General features: G+C 52.2%; 12 protein-coding genes. 9 read left to right on the top strand and 3 right to left on the bottom strand.

The genetic code is table 11. The features are described from left to right. The first annotated feature begins 1 nt into the window (after nt 1). The 7 genes from KE531_03110 (at nt 2) to KE531_03080 (ending at nt 14,070) form a co-directional block, all read left to right on the top strand. Complete coding sequence (locus KE531_03110; GenBank protein ID MBR9952618.1) at nt 2–3,199, top strand: DUF4316 domain-containing protein; 3,198 nt, start codon at nt 2–4, stop codon at nt 3,197–3,199. 1 nt (nt 3,200) lies between these two features. Further along, nucleotides 3,201–3,416, top strand: a complete 216-nt coding sequence (locus KE531_03105; GenBank protein ID MBR9952617.1) for a transposon-transfer assisting family protein — start codon at nt 3,201–3,203, stop codon at nt 3,414–3,416. Between the two features lie 420 nt (nt 3,417–3,836). Then, a complete protein-coding gene (locus KE531_03100; protein ID MBR9952616.1) occupies nt 3,837–4,481 on the top strand; it encodes a hypothetical protein in 645 nt (214 codons plus the stop codon). Between the two features lie 102 nt (nt 4,482–4,583). After that, nucleotides 4,584–12,206, top strand: coding sequence for a DEAD/DEAH box helicase family protein (locus tag KE531_03095; GenBank protein ID MBR9952615.1), 7,623 nt, complete (start codon nt 4,584–4,586; stop codon nt 12,204–12,206). 1 nt (nt 12,207) lies between these two features. Continuing rightward, on the top strand, nt 12,208–13,272 hold the full coding sequence (locus tag KE531_03090) for a DUF3849 domain-containing protein (protein ID MBR9952614.1): 1,065 nt from the start codon (nt 12,208–12,210) through the stop codon (nt 13,270–13,272). Then, entirely contained in the window at nt 13,269–13,613 is a 345-nt protein-coding gene (mobC, locus tag KE531_03085) for a plasmid mobilization relaxosome protein MobC (GenBank protein ID MBR9952613.1), read from the top strand. The genes KE531_03090 and mobC overlap by 4 nt, the downstream gene beginning before the upstream one ends. 145 nt (nt 13,614–13,758) lie before the next feature. Further along, a complete protein-coding gene (locus KE531_03080; protein ID MBR9952612.1) occupies nt 13,759–14,070 on the top strand; it encodes a succinate dehydrogenase in 312 nt (103 codons plus the stop codon). 79 nt (nt 14,071–14,149) lie between these two features. On the opposite strand, the gene KE531_03075 is transcribed toward KE531_03080, so the two are convergent. After that, complete coding sequence (locus tag KE531_03075) at nt 14,150–14,341, bottom strand: helix-turn-helix transcriptional regulator (protein ID MBR9952611.1); 192 nt, start codon at nt 14,339–14,341, stop codon at nt 14,150–14,152. Between the two features lie 116 nt (nt 14,342–14,457). On the opposite strand from KE531_03075, the gene KE531_03070 reads away from it, so the two are divergent. Together KE531_03070 and KE531_03065 are read left to right on the top strand one after the other, a co-directional pair. Then, nucleotides 14,458–14,895, top strand: coding sequence for a hypothetical protein (locus tag KE531_03070; GenBank protein MBR9952610.1), 438 nt, complete (start codon nt 14,458–14,460; stop codon nt 14,893–14,895). 34 nt (nt 14,896–14,929) lie between these two features. Then, nucleotides 14,930–16,342, top strand: coding sequence for a relaxase/mobilization nuclease domain-containing protein (locus KE531_03065; protein MBR9952609.1), 1,413 nt, complete (start codon nt 14,930–14,932; stop codon nt 16,340–16,342). Nucleotides 16,343–16,627: 285 nt separating this feature from the next. On the opposite strand, the gene KE531_03060 is transcribed toward KE531_03065, so the two are convergent. Both KE531_03060 and KE531_03055 read right to left on the bottom strand, forming a co-directional pair. After that, complete coding sequence (locus KE531_03060; protein MBR9952608.1) at nt 16,628–19,261, bottom strand: DEAD/DEAH box helicase family protein; 2,634 nt, start codon at nt 19,259–19,261, stop codon at nt 16,628–16,630. Further along, nucleotides 19,258–20,181, bottom strand: coding sequence for a DUF1837 domain-containing protein (locus KE531_03055; protein MBR9952607.1), 924 nt, complete (start codon nt 20,179–20,181; stop codon nt 19,258–19,260). Before KE531_03055 ends, KE531_03060 begins: the two co-directional genes overlap by 4 nt. Between the last annotated feature and the right edge of the window lie 42 nt (nt 20,182–20,223).

Below are 20,223 nucleotides of genomic sequence, written 5' to 3'. Positions count from 1 at the left end.
CATGGCTGAGAGTATCTTTGAGGCCGTCAAGCAGTCCGTCACCGTCCGGGAAGCGGCGCAGATGTATGGGATCGAGGTCAACCGGAGCGGCATGGCCTGTTGCCCGTTCCACGATGACAAAAATCCCAGCATGAAGCTGAACGAGGAATACTTCTACTGCTTCGGCTGCGGTGCCACCGGCGATGTGATCGACTTCACGGCGAGGCTCTACAATCTGTCCCCCAAAGAGGCCGCCGAGAAGCTGGCCCAGGATTTTGGCCTGGCTTATGACAGTCAGGCCCCTCCCCGGAGGCGCTATGTCCGGCAGAAATCCGAGGCCCAGAAATTCAAAGAGGACCGGGACAATACCTTTCGTGTCCTGGCGGACTACTTTCATTTGCTCCGCAAGTGGGAAACGGACTACACACCCAAAACACCGGAGGAAAATCCACATCCCCGATTCATGGAGGCAATCCAGAAAAAGGACTATGTGGGCTATCTGCTGGATTTTTTTCTGGAGAACAGCCCGGAGGAGCAAAAGCTGTGGATTGCCGAACATCAATCAGAAATCGCCAATTTGGAAAGGAGAGTGAAAATCATGGCTGATAAGCCCACCAACCGGGAACGGTTGCAGGAGATCACGGCGGGCATTGAACAGGGTATCAAGGAACTGTTTGAGAGCGAGAAGTATATGCGCTACCTGTCCGTCATGTCCAAGTTCCACCGTTACTCCGTCAACAACACCATGCTTATCTATATGCAGCGCCCGGACGCTACCCTGGTGGCCGGGTTCAACAAGTGGAAAAACCAGTTTGAGCGCCATGTGAAAAAGGGTGAGCATGGTATCACCATCATTGCCCCCACGCCCTACAAAAAGAAGATCGAGGAAATGAAGCGCGACCCAGATACTCATGCACCCATCCTGGACGCGGATGGCAAGGCGGTTATGGAGGAAAAGGAAATCGAAATCCCCATGTTCCGTCCGGTGAAGGTGTTCGATGCGAGCCAGACGGACGGCAAGCCCTTGCCGGAGCTGGCCTCCAGCCTGTCCGGGACGGTGCCGCACTATGAGGCTTTCATGGAAGCTCTGCGCCGCTTGGCTCCGGTTCCCATCGAGTTTGAGCCGATGGCCGAGAACATGGACGGCTATTTTTCCTCTGACCAGCAGCGGATCGCCATCCGGGAAGGCATGAGCGAGGTGCAGACCGTTTCCGCCGCTGTCCATGAGACCGCGCACAGCAAGCTCCACGACCCCAAAAAGCATGAAGCGGAGCCGACCTGGAAGATCGTGATGGTGAGCGAGGGCGGCACCAAGCACGACTACCGCCTGGACTTCGCCACCCAGGTAGAAGCAGAACAGGCTGCTGCCGAGGATGGTTGGCGCTATGTGGACGAAAATCGGTTTGAGTGGCGTCTGGAAGTAGAGGTTGATCTGACAGCGGTGAAACAGGCCGCCAAGAACCGCAACACCGAGGAAGTAGAGGCCGAGAGCATTTCCTATGCGGTCTGTCAGTATTTCGGCATCCAGACCGGCGAGAACAGTTTTGGCTACATCGCTTCCTGGTCGAAAGACAAGGAGCTGAAGGAGCTGCGGGCCAGTCTGGAGACCATCAACAAGACTTCCTGCGAGCTAATTAACGACATCGAGCGCAACTACAAGGAAATCTGCAAGGAGCGCGGCATTGACCTGACTGCCGCCACGGAACCGCAGCAGGACCCTATCGAGCAGCTGGCAGCAGACATCGACCAGTTCACTTTCGATTATGACCCTTATGAGTATCGGAACAATGCAGATAGCCGTGAGGACGCACTGCACGAACTGACTGCCACACTCCGAAGCGGAGATGCCAGCGGTGTACGCGAATGGCTCCAGAATATCGTGAACGAGGACGAACCGGATGAAACCACCCAAAAAGCTGCCGAGCTTATGGAGCGACTGGATCAGCTGGTGCCGATGAATGAACCGGAACAGCTGACCGAGCCGGAAAATACCGAAAGTGTCCAGCCCAGCGCCGAGTACCGGGAGGCCCTGTTGGTACTGGATGATACCAGCTACCTTCATGTTCAGCCCTGTGACACCGGCTGGGACTACACGCTCTACGATGTGGCAACCATGAAGCAGATGGACGGCGGCCAGTTGGACGGGCCGGATATGGGCCGTTCCACAGCGGTAAGTCATATCTGCGAGGACCTGGGGATGGGCAGCAAGTCCATCAAGTATGCGCCGCTGTCCATGATCGAGACTTTGCAGGAGGCCGCCTACCAGCAGACCGCAGAAGCAGCCGCCACCCAGCTGCCGGATGCCCAGGAGCAGGTGTTGGACGAGTATCCCATGCCGGACCCGGTGTTGACCCAAGATAATCTGGAGAAGTGTGGCTACTTGGACAGCGATTTGCTGCCCCTCTCCAAAGAGAGAGCCTATGAGCTGATGGATCGTGACCTGACCGTTTACATCATCCAGGAGGGCGAAAACCCGGAAATGGCCTTTGATACCGCTGACCTGGACGCCCATGACGGTATCTTTGCTGTGTCCCGCGAGGAATGGGAGGAAAGCCCGGAGTTTCACGAAAAAGTTTTGGAACGACAGGATCGGCAGTTGGAACGAGAACAGGCATTTCTTTCCCATGAGGGAAACTGTTTTGCTATTTATCAGGTGAGCCAGGACGATCCGCAGAATGTGCGTTTTATGAATCTGGATTGGCTGCAATCCCACAATCTGTCCGTAGAGCGGAGCAACTATGACCTTATCTACACAGCCCCTCTGGACGGTTCTGGCAGTACAATGGAGCAGCTGGAAAGGCTGTATGAGCAGTTCAATCTGCAAAAACCGGTGGATTTTCACAGCCCGTCTATGAGTGTCAGTGACATCATTGCCATCAAGCAGAATGGTCAGGTATCCTGTCATTACTGCGACAGTGTTGGTTTCACCCAGGTGCCGGGTTTCTTGCCGGAAAATTCGCTGAGAAATGCGGAAATGGCGGTGGAAGATGATTACGGTATGATCGACGGGATCATCAACAACGGCCCCAAGGAGCCGACAGTGGCCCAGTTGGAACAGCAGGCCCGCAGCGGCCAGCCGATCTCTCTCATGGATTTGGCTGCCGCTGCCCACCGGGAGGACTGGGAAAAGAAAAAGTCCGTCATGGAGCAGCTGAAAAGCCAGCCCAAGGCGGAACACAAAAAGACAGCGCCCCAAAAAAGCGCGGAAAAGGAGATTTGATATGGGAAACTTCACTTTTGAGGAAACGAACCTGCTTTGTATCTACAACACCGGCAGCCGCACCGGGCTGATCGACGTCCTGACGGAGATGTGCGGTGAGCTTTCGCCGGAGGAAGCCGAGCTGCGGGAGCTGACGGACAGCGCCCTCTCCAAGCTCCGGGCTATGAGCGACGCCGAGTTTGCCGAGCTGGAGCTGTACCCGGATTTCACTCATTAAAAGGCAGTATCAAAACCAGCTTTTTTGAATATAATGTCAACATGAAGAAAAAACGCTTGACAGCGAGGAAACAAAAGAGTAAAATATTCTTTAACTTTAAGTTATAAGCTTCATGCTCTATTTTCGGTTAATATTTTTGTTAATGTGATTTTTGTGTGAATATAATTGAGGTGTTGGCTAATGTATTTGTCGACGCGAACAAAGAATTCCCTTGAAAGAATAATCGGAACTACGCTTGAGCAGGTGTCGAAAATGGATTTGGCACAAGAATTAGCGTATATCAAAGAGAAAACAGGGAAAGATGTTGTATTTCCTCGCAAGATGGATTATCGTATGCTTAGTCGGGGAAATCCCTTGATTGTCCGTAGACGAATCTGTACAATGAAGGATATTGACAAAAAAATTGAGAGGTTGAAGTAAGTGAGCAGTTCTCCTGTTGATGTAGATGCATCTTTTCTTGAAGAACACAGGGATTCGCTGAACGAGATATTTCGAATATATTTGGAGGACATCAATCCATTTATTGTTCAATTTGAAATTCTCAAAAATGAGTTTCCAATCGAAGTACAGAATGAAATTCGAGCAATTTACGGCCACTTAGTTCGTGCCTCTACAGCCGTTAACCGCGAAGATATTGAGAGAAACATTGAAAAAATGCGTTCTCATACCAAGCGGGCGCTATTCGATTGCTTCAAGTATAGTTGTATTTTAATAACGGATAAATATAAAGAGTTTTTCGTTCGCTACAAGGGCGTTGATCTCACATACATAAATGAAGGCCATTTTTTGCATGATGTCCAAGAGCATTATCATGCCGCTAAGGAACAGTTGAAAGCGGCAAAAATTCTCGAGCTTTCTAATGCAACTGAAGATCAATTGGTGGCTGAATACCAAAAAGCATATGAGTTGTTTGCGGATATTGAAGGTGCTTTAAAGGAAGCAGAGAGCAAGGCAAACTATCTTAAGCATCGAGCAACTCGAAGGGACATAGTATCGTATGCGTCTCTTGCTGCTGGTATCATAGGCGTTCTTATTACAGTAGTTACTTTTGTATTAGCAAAATAAATTGACAAGGCCATTACGCATATATATTTAATTAGAAAAGCAGGTATCCAAGAGTGGATATCTGCTTTTCTTTTGTTGCAACGAAAAGGAGAATAAATTATTATGCCATCCAAAGCGGAATTTTACCGGCAGATGGCCGAACAGGTATCGACCCAGTTAGTGGGAAGTTGGAAGGAATGGACGGCCTTTCTCACTACTGCCGCCCGCCTCTACAAATACCCATTCCATGAACAGATGATGATTTACGCCCAGCGCCCGGACGCCACCGCCTGCGCCGAGTACGACCTGTGGAATGAGAAAATGGGCCGGTATGTGCGCCGTGGCTCCAAAGGTATCGCCCTGGTGGACGATTCTGGCGATAGACCCCGCCTGCGCTATGTGTTTGATATTTCCGACACCGGGACCCGTGAACATTCCCGCACCCCATGGCTGTGGCAGCTGGAGGAGCAGCACATCGGGCCTGTGTCGGCCATGCTGGAACACAACTACGGCATTGCCGGTGACGATCTTGCCCAGCAGCTCACCGATGTGGCCGGAAAACTGGCGAGTGAGTATTGGGACGAGCATCAGCAGGACTTCCGCTACATCGTTGACGGTTCGTTTCTGGAGGAGTACGATGATCTCAACATCGAAGTCCAATTTAAGTCCGCCGCCACCGTCAGCATCGCTTACGCCCTGATGTCCCGCTGTGGGCTGGATACGGAGCAATATTTCCAGCATGAGGACTTCATGCCGATTTTCGATTTCAATACCCCGGCCACGGTTGGGGCGCTGGGAGCGGCGGTCAGCCAGATGAACCAGCAGGTGCTGCGACAGATCAGCGTCACCATCCAGAACTATGAGCGCGAACAACTCGCGGAAAGGAGCGTTACACATGGAGAACAACCTGACTTACACGAGGAACGGCGATTACCTGATTCCCGACCTGAGCCTGAGCGAACAGCCGGAGAAGCCCCTGGGCAAGTACGGCAGGATGCGGAAAGCGTACCTGAAGGAACACCGGCCCCTGATCTACAACCAGCTGCTGCTGACCGAGAAGCTGTACCCGCACCTGCTGGAGATCGACGAGACGGTGAACAGCCGTCTGGAGCAGATGATGCCCCAGCTGGCGGAGTCGGCGGGCGCGACGGAGGAGCTGAAAGCCCGCGATCCGATGTGCTGGGTGGGCCTGATGAACACCTGCAAGGCCCAAGCGGAGGAAATTCTGATGGCGGAGCTTATCAACAGCTAACCCTAAACCTGTTCCTCTCCGAAGCTAAACAAATCCAAAGAATAGATGAAGCAGAGAATGTGAAAACATCCTCTGCTTTTTCTTTTGCCCAAGAACAGCCGCAGCCGGACCCGGCTGTGTGGGAATACAACGGTGTCAAGGAGCGACACCCTGATGATATGGTCCTGTATCAGATGGGCGATTTCTTCGAGATTTATGGCGAGGACGCCAAAGAAGCCGCGCCGGAGCTGGGGTTGCAACTGGTCTCCCGTGCTATCCCTGGCGGTGGCCGTGTGGAGATGTGCGGGTTTCCGGCAAACCGGCTGGAGCAGTACTTGGAACAGCTCCGGGCCAAGCATGATGTGACGGTCTCCGCCACCCTGGAGGGCAGCGCCCAGCGCCGGGAGTATTCCGTCCTCTCTATCGACCACGAGGCCGAACAGGACATCAACGCCCATGAAGCGGAGTATGGTGCTGATGGGTTCCGGGCGTTCCGGGACGAAGAAGCCATCCAAGCCGCCACCCTCCGGGAGCTGCATGAGCAATACAAGCCCATCGTGCTGGAGGCTGTTACCCAGGACACCAGATACCGAAACGCCTGCGGTCACAGTGACTATGAAAATGCCGTGATCGAGGGCAATGCCGCGATTCGTCGTGCTGTCCTGGGATCTGGCAACATGGAGCTGCTCCGCCTCTATTCCGACACGCCGGAGTTCCGCCAGCGCCTTCATCGAGAAATCATCGACGAGACCTATTCCAAGCTCCACGAGCTACTGCGCCCTCTCTCGGACAATGACATCGACAAGGCTATCCAGGACTGGAACGGCAAAATCGAAAGCAAACACGCTGTTGCCCGTTACATGGAGAAGCATGGGCGGGAAAAAGATACCGCCGCATGGCTGGCCCATGAGTTTGACGGCGGCGATGGCAAAACCCCGTTTTCGGTCCGCCCGAAAAGCCCTGAAGGAACGGTGCTGCCCTGGCCCAAGGTACAGCGCCGGATTTCCCAGCTCATCAAGGAGGATCGGTTCTACACCGAAGCGGAACAGGACCGATTTGACAACATCGACCCCATCGCCATCCGCGAGGCGCTGGCCGAGCGCGGCATTGTGAATGGCGAGCTGGTGGACGAGGAAAAGCTGGATAATGACCCGTTCATCCAGCGTGTTATGGCGGATGTGGAGCAGATTGCCGCTGAAGAACAGGAGCAGTCGAACCAACCGCTCTCCGATGCCGAGTATGCCCGAAAGAACCTCATTCCGGGCGAAACCACCTTTGCGTTGGATGGACGCACTTTCCAGGTCAGCAAGCTGGAACCAGATATTGGCCGGGTAGAGCTGCAAGATGTGACCTTTGCAAACGCGGCGGGATTCCCTATCTTCCGGGTTGAGCCAATTTCAGTGATCCGTCAGCATTTGGAGCAGGAACCAGAACCGCCCACGCCTGCTGTCGAGCCGGAAAAAACTCTGGATGAGGTGCTGGACGAACATCCCGTTTCTATTCAGGTAAACGGCGAGTGGCAGACCTTCCCCAATGTCAAAGCTGCCGAGGAAGCCTCTTATGAGGAATACAAGGCCAATCTGCGCCGCACCGCCGAGAATTTCCGTATCACCGACGATCACCTGGGCGAAGGCGGCCCGAAAGCCAAGTTCCAGGACAATATCACAGCAATCAAACTACTGAAACATCTGGAGGAAACCACCGGGCAGGCAACGCCGGAACAGCAGAAAATCCTTTCCCGGTATGTGGGCTGGGGCGGGTTGGCGGATGCCTTTGACCCCGACAAAGAAAGCTGGAGCAAGGAATATGCCCAGCTGAAGGAGCTGCTGACCCCGGAAGAATATGCCGCTGCCAGAGGTTCCACCCTCAACGCGCACTACACCAGCCCTACGGTCATCAAAGCGATTTACGAGGCTGTGGGCCGTATGGGATTTGAGACCGGCAACATCCTGGAGCCGTCCTGTGGTGTGGGCAATTTCTTCGGTATGCTGCCGGAGGAAATGCAAAACAGCCGTCTTTACGGCGTGGAGCTGGATTCCATCAGCGGGCGTATTGCCCAGCAGCTCTATCCCAAGGCCGACATCACTGTGGCAGGGTTTGAGACCACCGACAGGCGGGATTTCTACGATCTGGCGGTGGGCAATGTTCCGTTTGGCCAGTATCAGGTTCGGGATAAAGCCTATGACAAGCTGAATTTCAGCATTCACAACTACTTTTTCGCCAAGGCTCTGGATCAGGTTCGTCCCGGTGGCGTGGTGGCATTTGTCACCAGCCGCTATACGATGGACGCCAAAGATTCCACCGTGCGCCGGTATCTTGCTCAGCGCGCCGAGCTGCTGGGGGCCATCCGTCTGCCCAATGACGCTTTCAAAAAGAACGCCGGTGCCGAGGTCGTTTCGGACATCATCTTCCTGCAAAAGCGTGACCGTCCGTTGGACATCGTGCCGGAGTGGACTCAGACCGGGCAGACCGAGGACGGCTTTGCCATCAACCGCTATTTCCTGGACCACCCGGAAATGGTGCTGGGCCGACAGGAGCCGGAAAGCACCGCTCACGGCATGGACTACACCGTGAACCCCATCGAGGGGCTGGAGCTTGCCGATCAGCTGCATGATGCCGTGAAGTACATTCGCGGCACCTACCAGGAGGCCGAGCTGCCGGAGCTGGGCGAGGGCGAAGCCATCGACACTTCTATCCCTGCTGACCCCAATGTGAAAAATTACTCCTACACCGTTGTGGACGGCGATGTGTATTACCGTGAAAACAGCCGTATGGTACGGCCTGACCTGAATGCCACCGCCGAAGCCCGTGTGAAGGGGCTGGTGGGTCTGCGAGAATGTGTCCAGCAGCTCATTGATCTGCAAATGGACGCCGCCACACCGGACAGCGCCATCCAGGACAAACAGACCGAACTGAACCGGCTCTATGACAGCTTCTCTGCAAAATATGGCCTTATCAATGACCGGGCGAACCGGCTGGCCTTTGCTGATGATTCCAGCTACTATCTGCTCTGCGCGCTGGAAGTCATTGACGAGGACGGCAAGCTGGAGCGCAAGGCGGATATGTTCACCAAGCGCACCATCAAGCCCCACAAGGCGGTGGACACTGTGGATACCGCAAGTGAAGCTCTGGCCGTATCAATTTCCGAAAAAGCCTGTGTCGATATGGCGTATATGGCGGAGCTGACCGGCAAGACCGGCGACGAACTGGCCGCCGAGCTGCAAGGCGTGATCTTCCGTGTACCTGGGCAGTTGGAGAAAGACGGCACTCCCCATTATGTAACAGCCGACGAATACCTGTCCGGCAATGTGCGGCGCAAGCTGCGTCAGGCACAGCGGGCCGCACAGCAGGACCCTTCCTTTGCAGTCAATGTGGAGGCTCTTACCGCTGCCCAGCCCAAAGACCTGGATGCGTCGGAGATTGAGGTGCGCCTGGGCGCTACCTGGATCGACAAAGAGTACATCCAGCAGTTTATGTATGAGACCTTCGATACGCCGTTTTATCTCCAGCGCAATATCGAGGTCAACTATTCTTCTTTCACCGCTGAGTGGCAGATCACCGGCAAAAGCTCTGTAAGCCAGAACAATGTGGCAGCCTATACCACCTACGGAACCAGCCGTGCCAATGCCTACAAGATTCTGGAGGACAGCCTGAACCTGCGGGATGTCCGTATCTACGACACCATAGAGGATGCAGACGGCAAAGAGCACCGGGTGCTGAATGCCAAAGAGACCACCCTGGCCGCCCAAAAGCAGCAAGCCATCCGGGACGCTTTTAAGGACTGGATTTGGAAAGACCCGGATCGCCGCCAAGCTCTGGTCCGCCAGTACAATGAGGAAATGAACTCCACCCGTCCCCGTGAATACGACGGCGGACACATTACTTTCGGCGGCATGAACCCGGCCATCACCTTGCGGGAACACCAGAAAAACGCTATCGCTCATGTGCTGTACGGCGGCAATACGCTGCTGGCACACGAGGTAGGCGCTGGCAAAACCTTTGAAATGGTGGCTGCCGCCATGGAGAGTAAGCGCCTGGGCTTGTGTCAGAAATCCCTCTTTGTGGTGCCTAACCATCTGACCGAACAATGGGCGTCGGAGTTTCTGCGGCTCTATCCCTCCGCCAACATTCTTGTCACCACCAAAAAGGACTTTGAGACCCACAACCGCAAGAAGTTCTGCGCCCGCATTGCCACCGGCGACTATGACGCCATCATCATGGGACACAGCCAGTTTGAGAAAATCCCCATCAGCCGAGAGCGTCAGGAGCGGCTCCTTCAGGAGCAGATCGACGAGATCACCGAGGGCATTGCCGAGGTGAAGTACAGCGGCGGTGAGCGTTTCACGGTCAAGCAGTTGGAACGCACCAAGAAGTCCCTGGAAGCCCGGCTGGAGAAATTGCAGGCCGAGAGCCGCAAGGACGATGTGGTAACATTCGAGCAGTTGGGTGTGGACCGCCTATTCGTTGATGAGGCGCATAACTATAAAAACCTGTTTTTATACACCAAGATGCGGAATGTGGCAGGTCTCTCCACCAGCGATGCCCAAAAGTCCAGCGATATGTTTGCGAAGTGTCGCTATATGGATGAACTGACCGGAAACCGTGGTGTGATTTTCGCCACCGGCACCCCCGTATCGAACAGCATGACCGAACTTTACACCATGCAGCGGTATCTCCAGTATGACCGCTTGCAAGAGCTGAACATGACCCACTTCGACTGCTGGGCCAGCCGCTTCGGAGAAACCGTCACGGCGCTGGAGCTGGCACCGGAAGGCACCGGCTACCGGGCAAGAACGAGATTCAGCAAATTTTTCAACCTCCCGGAGCTGATGAACCTGTTCAAAGAGGTGGCGGACATCAAGACCGCCGATCAGCTAAACCTGCCTACCCCGGAGGTGGAATACCACAACATCGTGGCCCAGCCTACTGAACATCAAAAAGAGATGGTGCAGGTTCTCTCCGAGCGCGCCTCCAGAGTACACAGCGGCAGCGTTGACCCCTCAGAGGACAATATGCTCAAGATTACCGGCGATGGCCGCAAGCTGGGCCTGGACCAGCGTATCATCAACCAGCTGCTGCCGGATGAACCCGGCACCAAGGTCAATCAGTGTGTGGGCAATATCATACAGATCTGGCGAGACGGCGAGGCTGACAAGCTGACCCAGCTGGTATTCTGCGACATTTCCACGCCCCAGGTCCAGTCCGCTTCCTCCAAAAAGGCAGCCAAGGCGCTGGACAATCCCACGCTTCACGCGCTGGAACAGGCTGTGCCGTTGGATGAGCCGGAGCCTGCCTTTACTGTCTATGAGGACATCCGCCAGAAGCTCATCGCCCAGGGAATGCCCGCCGAGCAGATTGCTTTTATCCATGAGGCCAAGACCGAGGTGCAGAAGAAAGAACTGTTTTCCAAGGTCCGCACCGGGCAGGTGCGTGTCCTGTTGGGCAGCACCTCCAAAATGGGCGCTGGCACCAATGTGCAGGACCGCCTTGTGGCCCTCCATGACCTGGATTGTCCGTGGCGTCCGGGAGACCTTGCCCAGCGCAAGGGCCGTATCGAGCGCCAGGGCAACCAGAACCCTCTTGTCCATGTGTACCGTTATGTCACCGAGGGAACTTTTGACGCTTATCTCTGGCAGACGGTTGAAAACAAGCAAAAATTCATTTCGCAGATTATGACCTCTAAATCGCCGGTCCGCTCCTGCGATGATGTGGACGAAACGGCGCTTTCCTTTGCCGAGATTAAGGCCCTGTGCGCCGGAGACCCCCGTATCAAGGAGCGCATGGATTTGGATGTGGAGGTTGCGCGCCTGAAACTGATGAAAGCCGACCACCAGAGCAAGCAGTACCGCCTGGAGGATCAGTTGCTCAAATACTTCCCCCAGGAAATCGAAACCAACAAGGGATTTATCAAAGGCTTTGAAGCCGACCTGGAGACCCTGGCCGCTCATCCTCACCCGGAGGATGGCTTTGCTGGGATGGAGATCCGGGGCGATGTGCTGACCGACAAAGAAAACGCCGGTGCAGCCCTGCTGGACGCCTGTAAGGAGGTCAAAGGCTCCGAACCGGTGCAGATCGGCAGTTACCGGGGCTTTACTATGTCCGTGGAGTTTTCCGCTTGGAAACAGGAATATACGCTCCTGTTGAAAGGCCAGATGACCCACCGGGCAAGCCTTGGCACAGACCCGCGCGGAAACCTCACCCGTATCGACAATGCACTGGCTCAGATGCCTCAGCGTTTGGAAGCCGTGAAAAACCAGCTGGACAACCTCTACCAGCAGCAGGCCGCAGCCAAAGAGGAGATCGGAAAGCCGTTTCCCTTTGAGGATGATCTGCGAGTCAAGTCCGCTCGTCTGGTGGAACTGGACACGCTGCTGAACATTGACGGCAAGGGCCACGCCCAGCCGGAAACTGTGGTTGCCAAGAGTGCGCGGCCTTCGGTGCTGGACAGCTTGAAGCGTCCGGTGCCACCCCGCAGCCCTGAAAAGAAACCGAAACAACATGAGGAGGTGCGATAACATGAATACCAACGATCTGAATACGGCCCTTTATGAGAAGATGGCCGCTGAACAGGACAAATACCGGGACTGGCTGAAAAGCCAGCCTCCGGCAGAAGTCCTGAACCATGCCTATGAGTACACTGTTCGGGAGGACATCGTGATGGCGATGGAGGAACTGGAGCTGACCGCTACCCAGGCCCAGGCCCTGCTGGATTCGCCCACGCCGCTGGCCGATGTGTACCGTTACTTTGAGAAACTGGAGACCGGCCACATGGATGTGATCCGGGACAGCATTGAGAACCGGGCCGATGATGCTTGCAAGGCCCAGACGGAGCTGCGGAAAGCCGCCATTTACCCTCACTCTGCTGTGTATGCGAAAGAGCATGGGGAGCTGGAACAGTATCGGGCTTCTAATAACGCCAATCTCCAATGCAAGGAGGCCATTGAAGCTGCGGTGCGGGAACACTTCGACGGGATGTATCTCAGTCACGATGCCGCCAAGGGTGTGATCGAGACCTACGGCATGGACCGGGTCATGCTGGTCCTTGCCAACACCGTCCAGCTCCAGGACTGGGATGGACGCTACTCGCCCCGCAACAAGGAATGGGCCAAAACCATTCCCAACTATAACTCCGATACCGTCCGGTGCGGCTATGCGGTAAACAGCCACCCCGCTGTCCTGAATGGGTTTATTGATCTGGTGCGCGAGGAACATCTGCGCCGCCAGCCTTTGACGGCAGAGGACATCCAGGCAGAGGCGGAACGGATTTTGCGGGAGCTGCGCGCACCGGATGTGCCGAACAGCCCCCACGGGACCCATTACATGGCTCGCATTTCCCCGGAGTTTCTGAACCGTGCCGGGAGCAAAGACCATGACCGGCTGATGAATCTTCTGCCGTTTCGCAGTCTGGCTTTTACCGGCATGAAAGGACTGCCTGGGACCTATGCCACCATTCTGGCCAACGAGGACCGCTCCAAGGGGCTGCGCCAGCCCCGGCCTTCTGTCCGGGAGCATTTGAAGCAGGAACCGAAACAGACAATCCCGAAAGCCTCGGCCCATAAAAAACGGGAGCCGGAACGGTGAGCACCCCAAAGCGCAAGCGGAATGTCCAGGTGAATTTCCGGGTCTCCCCGGAGGAGCTGGAGTTGATCGAACAGAAAATGTCCCAACTTGGGACGAAGAACCGGGAAGCCTATCTGCGGAAGATGGCCCTGGACGGTTATGTGGTACAGCTGGACTTGCCGGAGCTGAAGGAACTGGTGTCCCTGCTGCGCCGGAGCAGCAATAATTTGAACCAGCTCACCCGTCGGGTACATGAAACCGGACGGATTTACGATGCTGACTTGGAGGATATTGCCCAGCGGCAGGAACAGTTATGGGAGGGCGTGAAGGAAATCCTGACCCAGCTCTCCAATCTTTCGTGACGGGGGTGTATGCTCCATCTGCGGAGGGAAGAATGGCGTTCTTTTCACCGCGCTTCCCTCCGCTTTTTCTTTTTGCCCGTATCCTTGCCGTCCCACAAAAATTGTTTCATAATGAGAACAGAACAAAACTGGGGGTGACAGTTCCGTGAGAATGATATGGGGATTTTTGAGGCTGATGCTAAAAATTGTGGCCGCGCCGGTGATTCTGCTTCTCACCCTGGCCATCTGGAGTTGTGTGGGCCTGGTCTATGTGTCCGGTCTGGTGCTGGGACTTTTCAGCGCAGTCATCGCCCTGTTGGGGCTGGCTGTTCTGGTAACATATTCCCCACAAAACGGTATTATCCTGTGGGCAATTGCGTTCCTCATCAGCCCGTTCGGACTGCCGCATCTGGCATTCTGGCTGCTGGGCAAGGTGCAGGATTTGAAGTTTGCCATACAGGATTTGATCTACGGATAAAAACAGCGTCCTCCCCACGACGGAGAGGACGCTGTTCCTTAAAGTGTCATGTTAATTATAACAGTTATTTGCGATTTTATTATTCGGCAGAATCAGGCTCACAAGCATCTTCGATATATTCAATCAAATCTCCGGGCTGGCATTTCATGATGCTGCAAATTTTCCCAAGCGTATCAGTGGTAACGGGCTTATCGTGCCGTATTCTCTGCAAGGTTTGCGCATCGATTCCTTCATTGGCCAAGCGGTAGAATGAGATGTGACTGCTTTCCATGAGCTGCCGCATCGGACGAAAAGAGATCGGCACTGCATCACCCCATTTTTGAATATTATATGGGGCTTGTCGCTTTTTATTATAGTGATTATAATCACTATAATGGAGTGATGAAAATGACAGCAACTTTTTGTGGACACGCGCAGATTTCTCGGTCAGCAGATGTAGAAAAATGGCTGTATGCCGTGACCCTGCATCTAATTGAGCAAGGCGTAAACATATTTTATCTTGGTGGATACGGAGCCTTTGACAGTTTGGCTGCGGCAGTTCTGCGAAAACAGAAAATACAGCACCCAGAGATCGAGCTGATTCTTGTCCTTGCATATTTCGACACGAAACGAGATATTTCTGGCTATGACAGTACGGTATATCCGCCTCTGGAAACTGTGCCACGCCGCTTTGCGATTTCTCACAGAAACCGCTGGATGGTAGAAACCAGTGATGTCGTGGTGGCCTATGTTCTCCATGATTGGGGCGGAGCCGCCGCAACGCTGCGGTGCGCCAGAAAGAAGAAAAAACAGATTATTTCATATTTTGATGAAGTGGACAGCTGAGGCTGCCCACTTTTTTTGAAGGGAGGGAAAACTCATGGCAACCACACGAATCATGCCGCTGCACGTCGGCAAGGGCCGGACCGAAAGCCGTGCTATCAGCGATATTATCGACTATGTGGCAAATCCGCAAAAGACAGACCACGGCAGGCTCATCACCGGCTATGAGTGTGACAGCCGTGTGGCCGATGCCGAGTTCATGTTGGCCAAGCGCCAGTATATCGCTGCCACCGGGCGGGTCCGGGGCGCAGATGACGTGATCGCCTACCATGTCCGCCAGTCCTTCTGCCCTGGGGAGATCGCGCCGGAGGAAGCCAACCGGCTCGGTGTAGAATTTGCCAAGCGGTTTACAAAAGGCAAGCACGCCTTTATCGTCTGCACCCACATCGACAAAGCCCATGTCCATAATCATATCATTTGGAGTTCGGTCAATCTGGATTGTGACCGGAAGTTCCGCAACTTTTGGGGCAGCACGAAAGCTGTACGGCATTTGAGCGACACCATTTGCATTGAGAACGGGCTGTCTATTGTAGAGAATCCCAAGCCCCACGGAAAGAGCTACAATAAGTGGTTGGGCGACCAGGTCAAGCCCTCCCACCGAGAATTGCTGCGTGTTGCCATTGACAACGCCCTGGAACAAAAGCCTGCCGACCTGGACGAGTTGCTGAAGCTGCTCCGAAAATCTGGCTGTGAAGTATCCAAGCGCGGGAAATCCTACCGTTTGAAGCTCCCCGGCTGGAGTAAAGTATCCCGCCTAGACAGTCTGGGTGATGGCTACACCCTGAAAGACCTGTTGGCCATCCTCGCCGGTCAAAAGGTGCATACGCCCCGTCAGAAGCCGGTCAAGCGGGCAGATCTGCCGAAGGTCAATCTGCTGGTTGACATCCAGGCAAAGCTCCAGGCCGGAAAAGGTGCCGGGTATGTGCGGTGGGCCAAGATTTTTAACTTGAAACAGATGGCGCAGACCGTAAATTATCTCACGGAGCATAACTTGTTGGAGTATGCTGTGCTGGAGGAAAAGGCTGCTGCGGCCACGGCTCACCATAATGAGCTATCTGCAAAAATCAAGGCAGCGGAGAAACGCATGGCGGAGATCACCGTCCTGCGGACTCACATCATCAACTACGCCAAGACTCGTGACACCTATGTGGCCTACCGAAAAGCTGGCTACTCAAAGAAATTCCGCCAGGAACATGAGGAGGAAATTCTGCTCCATCAGGCGGCCAAAAATGCCTTTGACGATATGGGGGTCAAGAAGCTCCCCAAAGTCAAGGAGTTGCAAGCCGAGTATGCCCGGCTCCTGGAGGAAAAGAAAAAGACCTATGCCGAGTACCGGCGCTCCCGTGAGGAAATGCGGGAGCTGCTAGCGGCAAAGGCCAATGTGGATCGGCTCTTAAATATGGAGGTGGAACACGATACCGAAAAAGAAAAAGACCACGACCAGCGATGAGCTGATCGTGGTCTAAAGTGTCCATCGGACGCGCAGCCGCAGAATGAAATTCTGCGTTCATGGGGGCTTGGGGGATACCCTCAACAAGCAGCGCCGGAAGCCGAATGGCTATCCAGGGGCATTGCTTGCCAGTACAATCTTGGCGATGAGAGATTCCTTTTAATTTCCCTATACAGGGTTCTTCACACATCGCAGGTTCCACACAGGATGTGATTGTGGGCTTCGATTGCTCTGCTAACAGATATTGGTAACTCGATTGATTTTCTGTATGCCATGCGCACGTCATTAATCGACAAAAATTTCCGGCATATTGTACTGAATGTCAGCTGATTCGCGGGCGGCTCCGAGATTTCTGCTTTGTAACAGCGTGCGGCGCAATTTTACGCCTCCGTCTTCTGCCATCACAACATACTCTCTACGATGCTGTCGAATATAAGTCGATGTTTCACGGGAGAAACCACTTCTCTGCAGCAATATGGTCAAAGGATTGGTTGTACCGTATTCAACATACTCATACCAATCGTTCTTGAAGCTTTCCACCTTATGAAATCTCTTGTACTCGTTTGAAAATCTCAAAAAATAATTGGAAATGCTGAAAAGGATCACATTTTCAATAACATCCAAGGTGTCCGCAATAACAACGTTTCTGTGCTCACGGGAATCGTCATATTTTACTGGTTTTCCATCGATTCTTACCGTAGCCTCACTGTCGTTCCTCTTGTATTCAATTGCTTTGTTCATGATGTTGCTAAGACCCATTCCCTGAATCCATTGAATCAATATAACAGCATACCAACGAAGCATTCCGTGCTTTCCTGTTTTCTTGCTTACTCTTCCAAGTGTCTGCCGTTCATACTTTTCCCATTTGAAAACGCGGCACATTCGCTCGAGGAAGTTCATCAACTCGTTGTAGTCAACGTTCCCATTAATGTCTAGGGTCGGATAAGACATCCCTCGTGCGATTGCACTGGTAAGGTTCTCTGTCTGATCAACTGACACATTGATATCATCATCGGGCGTTGCAGATTTTTGTGTAAAGTTTGCCTTTATCTTTTCCTCATCGTGTTCTGTAAGGAATGGTGCAAACTCCCTGTGGACAAGGCTGTCTCGGCCTTTTGTAATATCACGCAAGAGTATCAAAGCGAACTTACGCATCAGCGTATAGGATTCTTCCGGCTGATTGTGGGGGTGCTTATCAAACTCTATTTCCCCGTTAACCAGTGCCTTTACGACCGATTTTTTCTGCGCATTAGTCAAGCCTGATTCGATGGACAGTTTCTGTTCTGGAATCTTCTCTTTAAGTAGTTCTTCGAACTTTTCCTCCTTGACCTTGTCGTTCATACTGACAAGAAATACATTCCCATAAAGGTTGTATTCTATCCTGCCTACACGTCCGATCAGATTACGGAAATCAACTGCATCCATATAGGCATAACCCTTTTTGTAACTTGTGATAAAGAGGTTATCAGCAGGCATATTGACTCCCTCCACGAGGGTACTGGTGCAGAAGATTGTAGTAATGGCACCGCTTCGAAATAGTTCTTCAATTCTCATTCGAATAGTAGACGGGAGATATCCAATATGATAAGCAACGCCTTTTGTGATCAATTCCGCAAGGAAATAATCGCCGTGGACCTCCTGCTTTATCTCCTTGGAAAGAGTCCAAATATCCTGATTAGCCGTTACTGTAGGAATTTTATTTGCATAGCTGCGGGCAAGGTTTACTGCCTGTGCAATGGAACTGCAATATACAATATTCTGCTTGATTCTCCCGTCAGAGTCTCTGCTTACAAGCGGAAGAATTGTGTCGAGGCTGATTTCTCCGGTGAACTGTGCAATCTTCGTCAGCATCCTCGAATAGTCGTTAAACATACTAATCGAACGTTGCCTAAAACTAATAAGAAACTTAAACTGTGTCACAGGAGAAAAAGAAGACGCCAGTTTCCATTTTTCAGGTGTTTCTATGTCCGGTATGCTTCTTAAATATATTTCCGGATTTGGAATATTGGGCGAAGCAAAGATGACATGAGGCTTATTCTTTCTCTCAACCAGTTTATCTATAACCTTATAGTAAAAAGGACCGCGGCTATCCACCTCAGACAGCTTGTGTGCCTCATCCACAAAAAGGTAGTGCAGTTCTAAATCGGGATTGCTTATCAATAGGTACAAAAGGCGCTCTGGTGTCAGTACAAATATAAAATTATGTTGTTCCTTCAAAACAAGAGCACCTGCGGAGGTAACAAGCCTGTAATTGTATTTCTTAAGATTTTCTTTGAGATCGTTGATTATTTTGCTTGTGACTTCGTTAATAAGTGCCTTTGTAGGAACAATCAATGCAAAATTTTTCTCTACACCAGACTCGACCTGCGATTTAAGAAACATCCTCATAATAAAGGATTTTCCCATTGATGTCGGACCAGAATAGCTAAAATATTGATCAGTAAGATGGTCGTACACCTGCTTTTGAGCGCGGAGGAACTGAAACTCAGGCATAGCCGGAATCGTCAGCAGTTCCTTGGAATATTCCGAATACATACGGTCAAGCACGGCTCCACTCTGGTAGTCTTTCGCTACAAGATTCCGTCCTTGGTAATTTCCTGTACTGGTTAAAACAGAACCAGCATAATAGCTTACGGCAGGGTCATCAGGATAAATGCTGCACAAAAGCGTGATGATTTCCTGTGCCCACATTTTGTGTTGGTCGCTGTTTGTCGAATGCGTTGATTTTGACAGCAAATCTGCAAATCGAAGGGCATCGATTTTATCCACGGGTCTTGATGTCTGATCAAATATGTTAAGCATCTTCGCAGCATAATTGTATAAGAGATTGTCGTGTATTTCTCTCAGATATTCATTACTGTCAATATCTGCATATATGACATCACCGAGGTGGATGGTTGCAACTTTGTTATCGCTCATGGCATCACACCTCCCCGCATGGCTTTCTCCATAATGTCTGACTTATCCTTGTCAGCGTCATTCAATGGTAAGATATAAAAATAAAATGAATGTGTCCCAAGCCCACGACTGTTGATTTGCCGGGCAATGTATGCGGCATGATTCTTTATATCGGTATTCATCTTATGGTTTAACGCATTTTTGTATTGCATCGTCGAATAGCTGGCAGGGTTAAGCCCAAGAGTATATCCTATGAACACACCATAGGCTGTATCTCTAACGACACTAGAGCCCTTTTTCGGAAAAACAACTTCCTTGATTTGCCGTGCTGTTTCTGGATCAAAGTCTCTATCGAGACTTGACGGTTCTAAAAGCTGAAGCCGGTTTTTATTTGTTTGCTCGATGTCCATTATGGCATCAAATGCTTGGTCAATGGCATCTCGCATATCACCTACTACACTGGATGAACCAAAAACAAGCTGATAATATGGCTGGCCATAGCCTCCGAGTGAAAGCAGGTGAATACCATCACATTTGCTGCTTTGGGTATTCGTTGTTGAAAACAACTCGACCTTGCTCATAATTTTGGGTGCATCCAGTATCTGTTCCAGGAACGCATACAGCAGGATTTCCCCCAGTGAATTCCCTGTGTTCTGCTGTCCGGGGCGTCCATTTTTTTGCATGACTGCCATAGCCTCAAGGCCAATGCTCTCCAAGTCATCATTTATCTTAAACTGCTCCAGCTTTGCTCTTGAGAACACATATCTCCCTACATTTTTTCGGATGAATGCTTGCAAATCATCCGAAACAAATTCATTATTCATGACATTGAGGTGAAAAAGGCGCAGTTGTTCTGGGTTAATCAATCCGAGAGATTCCGAATGTATAACCTCAGTGAAGATGTTGTCAAAATCACTGCCTTTTATTGTTTTATTCAGCATACAACTGCCTCCTTTTCACCTATTTGCGTTGACCGCCATGCA

The organism is Eubacteriaceae bacterium Marseille-Q4139, from assembly GCA_018223415.1.
GTDB lineage: Bacteria > Bacillota > Clostridia > Lachnospirales > Lachnospiraceae > CABSIM01.
The sequence above is the reverse complement of the archived record's forward strand: the minus strand, read 5'-3'. Positions and strand labels throughout refer to the sequence as shown.